Source organism: Knoellia sp. 3-2P3 (genome assembly GCF_029223115.1).
Taxonomy (GTDB): Bacteria; Actinomycetota; Actinomycetes; order Actinomycetales; family Dermatophilaceae; genus Pedococcus_A.
Map to the genome: position 1 here is coordinate 194757 of NZ_JARGZE010000005.1, position 12418 is coordinate 207174.

A 12418-nucleotide genomic window follows, 5' to 3' on the forward strand; every position below is an offset into this window, starting at 1 on the left:
ACTCCCCTCACCCCCTCTGACTGGAGTTGAACGCCCACACACGAGGTGCGGACAGATCGAGAGTAGAGGCGTGTGAGGGGGCCGTGGGCACTTTCCGAACATCTGGCTGAGACGCGAATCCTTATGTCCTGTATGCCGATTACGCGCCTAGACCCCTCTGCGTCAAATGACGCATGAAGGGTCCAGGTTGCGGGCAAACACCCTCAGGACGCTCACCCTCCGGTGTGAGACTGGGGACACGCAAGGCGAGGGGAGCCGTGGTGAGAAGAGCCGTGGGGGTGTTGGCTGCAGCGGCCGTCGCTGCGTCGGTCGGAGCGTGCTCGGGTGAGGGGAACGGCGCGGGCCAGCCGCTGGTGAGGCCAGTGGCCAACACCTCCACGGCGCCGCCGTCGCCCATGTCGTCGGCGTCACCGAGCTCCACCACGACGTCGCCGCCGGCCGCGGCTGCGCCGGTGCAGAACGTCGCACTCGCCAACGCGCTCAACGGTCTTGCGGCGCGAAGTCGCGCGCTCAAGACCAACACGACGCTGGCAGGAGTGCGGACCACGGTCGCCTCCGGCCTCGCGACGGGCCGCAAGGGGCTGCAGACCACGCGCACGGCGGCATACCAGGTGTCGGTGCGCAACTGCGGAGCCGTGGCCTCAGGCGTGCGCACGACCCGTGCCGGTGCCGCCACCGTGGCCAAGGGGGCTGCCGCCCTCACCGCCGCAGGCGCCACGCGCCAGAAGCAGCTGACCGCCCTGCAGGCCTCGATCACGTTGGTGCGCAGTATCGCTGGCAAGTCCAGCACGAACGCGGCACCGACGCCGGCGGAGGCGGCGGCAGCCGTCAAGGCGGCCCAGGCCCAGCTGACCACCGAGGCCGCGGCCCTCGCCGCGGTGCGCACCTCGACAGCCGAGGGGCTCGCCCGCGCAAGGTCGATGGAGACCTCGGCAGCGGGCATCTACGCCAAGGCCTGCTGACGCGGGGGCCGCGGCCGGTCAGGGTCAGGCAGCGCCGGCGCGCGTCACCCTGGCCCTGCGCCGTGCCAGCGAGGCCACCAGGGCGCGGTCCTCGGGCTGGACGCCCAGGGCGACCAGCACTCCGAAGAACACCACCGCCACCAGCGGGGCCGCGACGAGCACCACGCCGGCCCAGTGGTGCACCCACTGGGTCAGCAGCGCCGCCGTCGCGGCCGCCGGCACTGCGGCCAGCAGGATCCGGCCCAGGCGCGCGCCGGCGGCGGGTACGCCCACGACGTAACGGGCCTGGATCACCTTGGCCGAGTTGGCCGCCACGAGCGAGGCGCTCCACGCGACAGCGGCGCCCACGATGCCGTAGGAGGGGATGAGGACCAGGTTGAGCACGACGCCGAGTGCCAGCGCGCCGATGTTGTCGAGCATCGACAGGCGCACCCGTCCAGACATGTTGAGCACGGTGCCGCACGGACCGGCGGCGGCACTCACGAGCTGCCCGAAGGCGAGGATCACCGTGACAGCCGCGGCAGTGGTGTAGACCTCGCCGAAGTAGCCGAGCAGCTGGGTGGGGAAGGCGATGAGCACGATGAACGCCGGCATCGACAGCGTCAGGATCCAGCGCGTCGCACTGCCGTAGGCCCGGGCCGACTCCTCCACCTGCCCGGTGTGGAACAGGTGGGCCATGTGCGGCGTGAAGGCCGCGTTGATCGGGGCCATCACGAAGACGGCCAGCATGACCAGCCGGGTGGCGACGTTGAAGGTGCCGACCTCGGCCTGGCCCTCCATCGCGCCCAGCAGAAGGGTGCCCACCCAGATCAGGCCCGTCGCAGCCAGGGCCGCGAGCCAGCTCACCATCGAGAAGCTGAAGATCTCGCGGATCTCGTAGACCGCGTCTGCCCCCGGTGTGCCGCGCAGCTGTGCCTTCAGCGCGAGTCCGGCCAGGGCGGCCGCTGCCCACGCCGCCGCCACGATCGACCACATCGCACCCTCGAAGGCGAGGCCGACCGCGAGCGCGCCTGCGGTGAGCGCGAACTTCAGTCCGGGCTCGAAGATCCGGCCGATCAGCGTGAAGGGCCGCTGGGTCCGCCAGCCCTGGGTGGCCGCGAGCGCTGCGTCGGAGAAGGTGACCGCCGGCAGGCTGAGGGCCACGAGCCGCACGCCCGTGGCCATGGCGGGGTCGTCGGTCATGGCGGGGCCGCTGAGGGTGCGGGCGACCCACGGAGCGAGCGCCGCCAGCAGGCCACCGATCACCAGGGACGCCAGCACGGTCAGGCCGAGCCCCATGCGCAGGGTGCCCCGCAGCCGGCTGGCGTCGCCGTCGGCGACGTGCATGGCGACGAACCGGGTCATGGCGGAACGGAACCCGGCCAGCGACAGCAGTCCCAGCAACGAGAGCAGGGCGTAGCAGGAGGCGTAGCGTCCGACGTCGTCCTCACCCAGCTGGGCTGCCAGCAGCGAGATGATCCCGAAGAGGGCGACCTGGTTCCAGACGGCGCCGACGAGGTTGAGGCCGCCGCCGCGCCCCATGCGGTTGATGTCGCGCGAGGCCGTCGAGCTGCTCACTGCGAGAGGTTCCACCGGCCGCCGGGGCCGGGGGCGTTGGTGCGCGCGACGTAGGCGCCGGCGGCCGAGAACGCCACGAGGTACCAGAGGCTGACCACGTTGGACATCATGTTGGAGCCGAGGCTGGCGACGAGGAAGCACACGGCAACGCCCAGCGCGCCCGCGGCCACACCGTGCTCGAGGGTGCCGCGGGCTGTCCGCTGCACCGCGAGGATGGCGTTGCGCAGCAGCAGGAAGTGCATCGCGACGTAGGCGATCAGGCCGAACAGCCCCGTCTCGACGTAGGCCCGGATGAAGTCGCTGTGCGGCTGCTTCTTGGCCGAGGTCTGGTACTGCGTCATGTTGAGCCCGATCCCGGTCACCGGGTTCTCGTTGGCCAGCGGGATGACCTTGGTCCAGTAGTCGTACCGCCACTGCAGGCTGTTGCCGGTCTCCGGTCGCCCGACCACCTGTTCCTCGGCGGTGAGGGTCGCGAAGCGGGCCGTGAGCCCGGGCACCAGCGCGGCGGCCAGGAGTGCGCTGGCGGCGAACCCCACCAGCAGCGAGGTGCGTCGCTGGACGAGGGCGATGATGACGACGGCCAGCACCGCGGCGATGATCGCCGACCGGGTCAGGGTGAGGAGCAGGAAGGCCGTCGACAGCCCGAGGATGGGCAGCATCGCCAGCTTCTGCTTCTTGCGCAGGGCCGGAAAGACCGCGACGCCGAAGACGATGAGGAAGGCCAGGTAGCGGGCGAAGGTGTTGGACTGCGCGAACGGCCCGGTGAGCCTGGTGAAGCTGCCCTTCGCCTCGGAGGCCGGGTCGCCGATGGCGAGGCCGAACAGGGTGTACGCCAAGGGGAACAGCACGCTGGCGTAGGCCGCGTAGAGGACCTTCATCATCGTCTCGCGGTTCGTGATGAGCTGCTCGAGCACCACGAACATCATGACGACCGAGAGGATGCGGGCCACCTCGAGGAACGCCGCCTCCCACGGGTTGGCTCCGATGACGCTGACGGCGCCCGCGACGACGAACACGATGAGGGCCGTGCGCAGCGGGGAGCCGCGCAGCTGTCGCCCGCTGGAGTACTGCGCGAGCAGCCAGAACACCGACGCGACGATGAACAGCATCGACAGCATCGACGCCGGGTCCAGGCCGCGGGCGGCCGCGGAGTTGGTGTCGGTGTTGCCTGCGGAGACGCCGCTCAGCTTGACGAGGTCGAGGCTGGCACGGACGGCCAGCAGCATGAGGACGAAGGCGGCGTAGCGCGTGAAGGCCAGTGCCGCCAGCGCGACCCCGACCGCAACGGCGAGCGGGATGACGACCATGCGCTTGTCACCGCTGCCCCCGAACGCGAGGCCGGAGATGACCGCGGCGGCACACGCGGCCGCCCCGAGCACCGCCAGGGCGAGCCACGTCCGCACCGGGCGGGGCCTCGCGTGCTTGGGCGCGTGCGGGGCTTGCGGTGTCAGGACCGAGGTCATCGCGTCACCTGTTCGACGAGGGCGGGCCGGCGCACGCGGCGGGCGGCGAGGGCGGGGAAGCCGTGGCGGCGCCGGACGACCATCCAGGCCACCGGAGCGGCGAGGGCCATGACGGCCAGCACGACGCCGGTCTGCACGGTCGGCAGGCCCAGCAGCTTGAGGGCGGAGGCCAGGAGGACGAACGCCAGCACCCGCCGCACGACCCCGCCGGGTGCGCGCGAGGACAGCCGTGCGCCGAGCCACGCGCCCGGGACGCTGCCGATGATGAGCGAGAGCGTGAGGTCGAGCCTGAAGTCGCCGAAGAGGATGTGGCCCAGGGCGGCCGACGCGACGAGGGGCACCGCCTGCACGAGGTCGGTCCCGACCAGCGAGCTGGCCTTGAGCAGCGGGTAGAGCGCCATCAGCGAGATGATCACGAGCGAGCCGGAGCCCACCGACGTCATGCCGACGACCAGGCCCCCGATGACACCCACGAGCACCGTCGGCAGCACCCGGACGGTGACCTCGGGCCGGCCCTGGGGCAGGGGGTCGGCGCTGCCGTCGCGGCGGCGGGCCCGCTCGAGCAGCCGCATGTAGGCCCGCACCGCCAGACCCGTGGCGGCGATGAGCAGCGCTATCCCCAGGGAGACCTGTACCACGTCCTGGATCCGCTGGCCGTCGCCGAGGGCGCGCATGAGCAGCACGCCGCCGAACGCGGCCGGGACGGAGCCGATGCACAGCCACTTGACCAGGCCCAGGTTGACGGTGCCGCGGCGCAGGTGCACGGCGCCGCCGACCGGCTTCATGACGGCAGCGGCGACCAGGTCGCTCGAGACGGCCGTGAGCGGCGGGATGTTGAAGAACAGCACGAGGACCGGCGTCATCAGGGCCCCGCCGCCCATCCCGGTCAGCCCGACGACGATGCCGATGCCGAAGCAGGCGGCGACCAGGCCCGGGTCGAGGTTCACGGTGCCTTCCCCTCCACCCAGCCGCCGCGGGTGAGGTGGTCGATGACCTGCTGGGCGGCCTCCTCGCGTCCGAGGGCCGAGGTGTCCACCCGCAGGTCGGCGTCCACCGGGACGTCGTAGGGCGAGGAGATGCCGGTGAAGTCGGGGATCTGCCCCTGTCGCGCCTTGGCGTAGAGCCCCTTGAGGTCGCGCCGCTCGCACTCCTCGAGGGGGGTGCTCACGTGCACGAGGACGAAGTCGCCGGCCTGCTCGACCATGTGCCGCACCTCGGCCCGGGTGTGGGCGAACGGGGCGATCGGCGAGCAGATCGCGATGCCGCCGTGGCGGGCGATCTCCGCCGCGACGTAGCCGATCCGGCGCACGTTGAGCTCTCGCGAGGCCTGGTCGAAGCCGAGCCCCGCCGACAGCATCTGCCGCACCCGGTCGCCGTCGAGCAGGGTGGCGGTGCGCGACGTCGTGGCGCCGATCCAGGCGGCCACGTCACGCGCCAGCGTCGACTTCCCGGAGCCGGACAGGCCGGAGAACATCAGCGCGACCCCGCGCTCGTCGCGCCGGGGGAGCCAGGAGCGCAGCGTCCGCTCGGTGTCGGGGTCCAGGCCGGGCAGGGCACCGGCCCCGCGCCCGTCGACCAGCGCCGCGTGGGCCTGCGCCCAGACGCCCGCGGTGCCCCCCGGCTCGGTGTCGCTGAGGCTGCGGACCGCGGTTGCCCCGAGACGCGCGGCGATGCGGTCGACCAGTGCCGAGTCGCTGCGCGGGTCGTGCGGCTCCAGCGGCACGGTGCGCACCGTCGCGCCACTCGCCCCGATGGCCGTCACGAGGTCGTCGGCCAGGCGGAGCAGCAGCCGGGTGGGCACCCAGGCCCGCCCGTCGCTGTGCTCCGGGACCAGCACCACGGGGGCCGCGCCGGCGGAGGAGGCCCAGGCCCGCAGCAGCGGCAGGTCCGCCTCCAGGGCAGGGCGCTCGAGCAGCAGGAGCGGCCGTCCGCGCAGCGACGGGTCGTCGAAGTCCACCGTGGTCCGTGCCCCCACGCCCGACTCCCGGGCCCGCAACCGCCGGGGTATGCCGTGCACGAGCCGGGGCTGCCCCGGCGCCACCCGCGCCTGTTCCAGTGCCGCGAGCGGCGTGTGCTCCTCGTCGCGGAGCACGAGGCCGCCGGCCACGAGCGCGGCCCGGGCCGCCTCCACCGTGGGCAGCGCCACGCCGATCTCGGGGCCGACCCCGAGGTCCTCCACGACCTCCTGCACGGCCGCACCGAGCACCTGGCCCGGTGGCAGCACGCCCGCTAGGGCCAGCATGAGGTCGGCCGTGGCCAGGGGGCTGAGGGTCAGGTCAGGAAGGGCGTGGTCCAGCACGAGCTCCGGCGGTGCCGACCCCAGGCGCACCGGTCCGTCCTCCACCAGGCTCATCCGCCCACCCCGGGTCGAACCCGCGCAACTCTCATCGTCCTCGTCCCCTCTGCACTGTGCGGTCGGCACCGTCACGTCGTGCTCCGGCCGCCTCCCCGTCGAGTCTGTCGGCCGGTCTGGTCCGTCAGTAGGCACGTTTGCTCTAGAACATTGGACGTAGGCCACGTGGCCGAACACCTGAGTGGCGGCGCGCCGTGGTGTCCGCCGCGAGGGGGCTTAGGCTTGGTGGCGACCCCCGCTGCCCGCCGCAGCGGGGCGCTCGTGCTGTCTACCCCCGCCAGGAGCCGTCTCCATGACCCTCAGCCCGCTGCTGGACGTCCTCCACGGCGACCCCGGCATCGCCGCGGCCATGGGCGTGGCGAGGCGCGACGAGGCCACCGCCGAGGTGTCCGTCGCAGCCGGCGCCCGGCCCGCCCTGCTCGCGAGTCTGGTGTCCCGTGGCGCCGCCACGGAGGGGCGGCGCCGCCCGCTGCTCGCCATCACGGCGACCACCCGTGAGGCCGAGGACCTCGCAGCCGCCCTGCGCTGCTTCCTCGACCCCGACACCATCGCCGACTTCCCCGCGTGGGAGACCCTCCCGCACGAGCGGCTGAGCCCGCGCAGCGACACGGTCGGCAAGCGTCTGGCCGTGCTGCGGCGCCTCGCGCACCCGGACCTCGCCGACCCGGCATACGGGCCGTTGGACGTCGTGGTGGCCCCGGTGCGCGCCGTGCTGCAGCCGGTGGTCAAGGGCCTCGGCGAGCTCACCCCGGTGGCGCTCAAGGCCGGCGACGAGGCACCGCTCGAGCAGGTGGTCGAGGACCTCGCCGCTGCGGCCTACACGCGCACCGACCTCGTCGAGCGGCGCGGCGAGTTCGCCGTGCGCGGCGGCATCCTCGACGTCTTCCCGCCGACCGAGGACCACCCGGTGCGCGTGGAGTTCTGGGGCGACACGGTGGAGGAGATCCGCTGGTTCAAGGTCGCCGACCAGCGCAGCCTCGAGGTCGCCGAGCACGGCCTGTGGGCGCCGCCCTGCCGTGAGGTGCTGCTCACCGACTCGGTCCGCGAGCGCGCCAAGGACCTCGTCGACCAGCTGCCCGGCGCCGTCGACCTGCTCGGCAAGCTCGCCGAGGGCATCGCGGTCGAGGGCATGGAGTCCCTCGCCCCCGCCCTCGTCGACGGCATGGAGAGCGTGCTCGACACCCTCCGCGACGACACGATGGTCGTGCTGTGCGACCCGGAGCGCGTGCGCACCCGCGCCCACGACCTCGTCGCGACCTCCCAGGAGTTCCTCGACGCAGGCTGGGCCAACGCCGCCGCCGGCAACACCGTGCCCATCGACCTCCAGGGCATCCTCGGCACCGCGTCGTTCTGGAGCCTCGCCGACCTGCGCGCACACGCCCGCGAGGCCGGCCTGTCGTGGTGGGACCTCAACCCGTTCACCGCCGACGAGGAGCTCGCCGAGGAGGTCGACGGCGACGCGGCCGTCGTCAACACCGGGCTCACCGAGACCCCCCGCTACCGGGGCAGCACCCCGGAGGCCGTCGGCGACCTGCGCCAGTGGACCGGGGACGGCTGGCGCGTGCTCGTCGTCACCGAGGGCCACGGTCTCGCCAAGCGGGTCCACGAGGTCCTCGGCGGCGAGGAGGTGCCCAGCAGGCTCGACGCCGACCTCGGCGACCTGGCGCCCGGGATGGTGCACCTCACCACCGGTTCGCTCGGGAGCGGCTTCCTCGCGCCGGCCAGCCGGCTGGCGGTGGTCACCGAGACCGACCTGACGGGCACCCCCGGCCAGGGCGGCTCCACCAAGGACATGCGCCGTATGCCGTCGCGGCGCCGCAACCAGGTCGACCCCCTCCAGCTCCAGCCGGGCGACTTCGTCGTCCACGAGCAGCACGGTGTGGGCAAGTTCGTCGAGATGGTCCAGCGCACGGTCGGCGGCGCCACCCGCGAGTACCTCGTGCTCGAGTACGCCGCCTCCAAACGCGGCCAGCCGGGCGACCGGCTCTACGTGCCGACCGACCAGCTCGACCAGGTCACCCGCTACGTCGGGGGCGAGCAGCCCACCCTCAACAAGATGGGCGGCTCCGACTGGCACAAGACCAAGACCAAGGCCCGTCGCTACGTCAAGCAGATCGCGAGCGAGCTCATCCAGCTCTACAGCGCGCGCATGGCGACGTCGGGGCACGCGTTCGGCCCCGACACCCCGTGGCAGCGTGAGCTCGAGGACGCCTTCGCCTACGTCGAGACCCCCGACCAGCTGAGCTCCATCGACGAGGTCAAGGCCGACATGGAGCGCTCGGTGCCGATGGACCGGCTCATCTGCGGAGACGTCGGCTACGGCAAGACCGAGATCGCGGTGCGCGCGGCGTTCAAGGCGATCCAGGACGGCAAGCAGGTCGCCGTGCTCGTGCCGACCACCCTGCTGGTCCAGCAGCACCTGCAGACCTTCACCGAGCGCTACGCGCAGTTCCCGGTGGTGGTGAAGGCGCTGTCGCGCTTCCAGAGCGACAAGGAGGCGCGCGAGGTCGTCGCCGGCCTCGCGGACGGCAGCGTCGACCTCGTGATCGGCACCCACCGCCTGTTGTCCAAGGACATCCGCTACAAGGACCTCGGCCTCGTGATCGTCGACGAGGAGCAGCGGTTCGGCGTCGAGCACAAGGAACAGCTCAAGACCCTGCGCACCGCCGTCGACGTGCTCGCCATGTCGGCCACCCCGATCCCGCGCACCCTCGAGATGGCGGTCACCGGCATCCGCGAGATGTCGACGCTCGCGACGCCGCCGGAGGAGCGGCACCCGGTGCTCACCTATGTCGGCGCCTACGACGAGAAGCAGATCACCGCGGCCATCCGTCGCGAGCTGCTCCGCGAGGGCCAGGTCTTCCTCGTGCACAACAAGGTCAGCACCATCGAGCGCGCCGCGTCCCGCATCCGCGAGCTCGTGCCCGAGGCCCGCGTCGCGACCGCGCACGGCCAGATGGGCGAGCACAAGCTCGAGCAGGTGGTGCTCGACTTCTGGGACAAGAAGTTCGACGTGCTCGTCTGCACCACCATCGTCGAGACCGGCCTGGACATCTCCAACGCCAACACCCTCATCGTCGAGCGGGCCGACGTGCTCGGCCTGAGCCAGCTCCACCAGCTGCGAGGACGGGTCGGCCGCGGGCGCGAGCGGGCCTACTGCTACTTCCTCTACCCGCCCGAGAAGCCGATGACCGAGACGGCCCACGACCGGCTGCAGACCATGGCCAGCCACACCGACCTCGGCGCCGGCATCCAGATCGCCATGAAGGACCTCGAGATCCGCGGCGCCGGCAACCTGCTCGGCGGTGAGCAGTCCGGACACATCGCCGGCGTCGGCTTCGACCTCTACGTCCGCCTCGTCGGGGAGGCCGTGGCCAGCTTCCGCGGCGAGGGCGAGAGCGCCCCCGTCGAGATCAAGATCGACCTCCCGGTCGACGCGCACCTGCCCCACGACTACGTGCCGGGCGAGCGGCTGCGGCTCGAGGCCTACAAGAAGCTCGCCAGCGTCGTCGACGAGGCGCAGCTCAGCGAGATCGAGGCGGAGCTCGTCGACCGCTACGGGGCTCCTCCGGAGCCCGTCCGCAACCTCATCGAGGTGGCGCGGCTGCGCACCGTCGCCCGCCAGGCCGGGATCTCGGACATCAGCGTGCAGGGCAACCACGTCCGCTTCGGGCCCGTCGAGCTGCCGGAGTCGGCGCAGCTGCGGCTGCAGAGGTTGTACCCGAAGTCGCTCGTCAAGGACGCGGTCCGTACGATTCTCGTGCCCAAGCCGATGACGGCCAGGGTGGGTGGCAGGCCGCTGCGGGACACCGCGGTGCTCCAGTGGGCCAGCGACCTCATCCGGGCTGTCATGCTCGACGGCATCGGGGACGCCGCCCGCGTCGCCGCGCAGTCAGGGGCCGGGGCCCGTTAAGCAACGAGAGGATTGTCAGTGAAGGCACTTCGGACCCTGCGTGGGCCGCTCGCCGCGGCGGCACTCGCCGCCGCCCTGTCCGTGTCCGCCTGCGGCACCGCCGACACCGCTGCCGTCGTCAACGGCGACGTGATCAGCGAGAGCGAGGCCCAGCTGGCCGCGCAGCAGATCAACGAGGCCTTCGCGCCGGAGACGCCGTTCACCACCCCGATGGCGGTCAGCCAGCTGATCACCGCGCAGAGCATCAACGACGTCGCCAAGAGCGTGGGCAAGGGCGAGTCCGACTCCTCTGCACGCACCGCGATGGCCAACGTCTCGGAGCCCTCGCAGGCGACCCTCGACCTGGTGAAGGCCAACTTCGCCCTGCAGAAGCTGAGCGACGCCGAGAAGCAGATGGTGCTCGAACACCTGGCGAAGGCCGAGATCACCGTCAACCCGCGCTACGGGGTCTTCGACCGCGACGGAGCCCAGCTCGAGTCGGCGCGCAGCAACTGGCTCAAGGTCACGGAAGAGGGCTGACGACGGCCGTGCCCGGCCGTCTCGCCCTGGTGACCGGCAGCCCCCGCATCGCCGCGGGGCTGCTGACGCGGGCTGCCTGGCAGGCCCTCGAGGACGCAGGGGCGGTGCTCGCGCGGGACGCCGACGAGCCCCTCGCCGAGGCCGTGCGGGAGGCCGGTGTGCCGGTGCGGCACCTCGGCGTCGTCGCGGCGCCGGAGCTGGCCCGGACCCTCGTCGCCGAGGCGAGCGCTGCCGGGGACCGGGGAGTCGCGTGGGTGGTCTCGGCCGACGGCGACCCGGGCCTCACCGACGCCATCGCCTCCGAGGTCTCCCGGCTTCCCGACCCGCCCGAGGTCGAGGTGGTCGTGGGGTCCTGGGACGTGCCAGGCGCCCGGCTGCTCGACCTCGTCGCGGTGATGGACCGGCTGCGCTCGCCGGGCGGCTGCCCGTGGGACGCCGAGCAGACCCACGAGTCGCTGGTGAAGTACCTCATCGAGGAGGCCCACGAGGCGGCTGAGGCGATCCGCTCCGGCGACCGGGACCACATGGTCGAAGAGCTCGGCGACGTCCTGCTGCAGGTCGCCTTCCAGTCCCGGGTGGGGGAGGAGGACCCCGAGCGGCCCTTCGACATCGACGAGGTCGCGGGCGCGATCGTCGAGAAGCTGCTGCGCCGCCACCCGCACGTCTTCGCGGACGGGGACGCCACGACCCCCGAGGAGGTCGAGCGCGCCTGGGAGGTCATCAAGGCCGAGGAGAAGGCCGTGAAGGCCGCGCAGGCCGGGCACGCCGGAGGCGAGGCCGGGCACACCGGCCTGCTGCACGGCATACCGGCCTCCCTCCCGACGCTGCTCGCCGCAGAGAAGGCCCTGGCGCGGTGGGAGCGCACCGGGGGCGACCTGGCCGCCCTGCGCGACGATGAGGCAGACCTGGGCAACCGCCTGCTCGCCCTCGTCGCGCGCGCCCGCCAGCAGGGCCGGTCGGCCGACGACCTCCTGCGCGAGGCCCTCCAGCGCTTTGCCGGGCAGGTGTCGCCCGGGGCGTCGCAGACCGACGGCTGACGCCGTCGCTCACGGTATGCCGCCGAGCGGCCAGCGCTCGCCGGTGCTGCTGTCGATGAGCGCGGCCCGGTCGGCGAGCGCCTCCAGTGGCAGGGTCCCGTAGACCTCGACCGCCAGGGCGGCGAGGGACTCCCGCCGCACCCGGGGCGCCACGGTGCAGTGCGGCACCCAGTAGCCCGGCCGGTAGTGCCGGTGGAGGTCGGCGCCCGTGCCGAGGGCGGCGGCGACCACCCGCTCCTGGCGGGCGTGGACGTCGGCGCCGATGCCCGGGATCAGCCAGGCCCGCCCGCGCCGGAAGAGGCCCAGGCCGTCGAAGTGGAGCCGGACCGGCCCGCCGTCGGGCAGCGCGCCCACCGCGGCGGCCACGGCGTCGACGTCGTACGTGCGCAGCACGGCATACGACAGGTGGGGCACGTGGTGGCCGTGGGTGTGGGAGAGGAGCGTGGCGACGCCCGCGGCCTCGAGCCGTTGCCACAGCTGTCGCAGGGCATGGTCGGTGCGCTCGTCGAAGAGCAGGCAGACGGCCAGGGCCACCACCTCACGATGGCAGACCGGCACCACGGCGCGCAGCCGAAGGTGTTGCTTAAGATAATTAAGACGCTTTATGATTTCAA

At 72.6% G+C, this 12418-nt stretch carries 9 protein-coding genes; 4 read left to right on the plus strand and 5 right to left on the minus strand.

Annotated features, from left to right (window positions below; all coding sequences use genetic code 11):
* Positions 1–362 precede the first annotated feature (362 nt).
* Positions 363–962, plus strand: coding sequence for a hypothetical protein (locus P0Y31_RS15425; RefSeq protein ID WP_275870946.1), 600 nt, complete (start codon positions 363–365; stop codon positions 960–962).
* A 24-nt stretch (positions 963–986) separates the two neighbouring features.
* Here P0Y31_RS15425 and P0Y31_RS15430 read toward each other — a convergent pair whose 3' ends face one another.
* The 4 genes from P0Y31_RS15430 to cysC are packed head-to-tail and all read right to left on the minus strand — an operon-like array spanning position 987 to position 6335.
* A complete protein-coding gene (locus tag P0Y31_RS15430; RefSeq protein WP_275870949.1) occupies positions 987–2519 on the minus strand; it encodes a flippase in 1533 nt (510 codons plus the stop codon).
* Positions 2516–3982, minus strand: coding sequence for an O-antigen ligase family protein (locus P0Y31_RS15435; protein ID WP_275870952.1), 1467 nt, complete (start codon positions 3980–3982; stop codon positions 2516–2518). The genes P0Y31_RS15430 and P0Y31_RS15435 overlap by 4 nt, the downstream gene beginning before the upstream one ends.
* Positions 3979–4929: a sulfite exporter TauE/SafE family protein gene (locus P0Y31_RS15440; RefSeq protein WP_275870954.1), complete on the minus strand. Its 951-nt coding sequence runs from the start codon at positions 4927–4929 to the stop codon at positions 3979–3981. Before P0Y31_RS15440 ends, P0Y31_RS15435 begins: the two co-directional genes overlap by 4 nt.
* Positions 4926–6335: an adenylyl-sulfate kinase gene (gene cysC, locus P0Y31_RS15445; protein WP_275870956.1), complete on the minus strand. Its 1410-nt coding sequence runs from the start codon at positions 6333–6335 to the stop codon at positions 4926–4928. Before cysC ends, P0Y31_RS15440 begins: the two co-directional genes overlap by 4 nt.
* A 292-nt stretch (positions 6336–6627) precedes the next feature.
* Between cysC and mfd the strand changes: the two genes are divergently transcribed.
* From mfd to P0Y31_RS15460, 3 genes are read left to right on the plus strand one after another with little or no spacing between them, the layout of a single operon-like run.
* Positions 6628–10248 carry a transcription-repair coupling factor gene (gene mfd / locus P0Y31_RS15450; RefSeq protein WP_275870958.1) on the plus strand — a complete coding sequence of 1207 codons (3621 nt, stop codon included), beginning with the start codon at positions 6628–6630 and terminating at the stop codon, positions 10246–10248.
* An 18-nt stretch (positions 10249–10266) separates the two neighbouring features.
* Positions 10267–10767, plus strand: a complete 501-nt coding sequence (locus P0Y31_RS15455; protein ID WP_275870960.1) for a hypothetical protein — start codon at positions 10267–10269, stop codon at positions 10765–10767.
* An 8-nt stretch (positions 10768–10775) separates the two neighbouring features.
* Entirely contained in the window at positions 10776–11804 is a 1029-nt protein-coding gene (locus P0Y31_RS15460; RefSeq protein WP_275870962.1) for a MazG family protein, read from the plus strand.
* A gap of 9 nt (positions 11805–11813) precedes the next feature.
* Here the strand turns inward: P0Y31_RS15460 and P0Y31_RS15465 are convergent, their stop codons facing one another.
* Positions 11814–12338, minus strand: a complete 525-nt coding sequence (locus P0Y31_RS15465) for a 2'-5' RNA ligase family protein (protein ID WP_275870964.1) — start codon at positions 12336–12338, stop codon at positions 11814–11816.
* Positions 12339–12418: the final 80 nt, after the last annotated feature.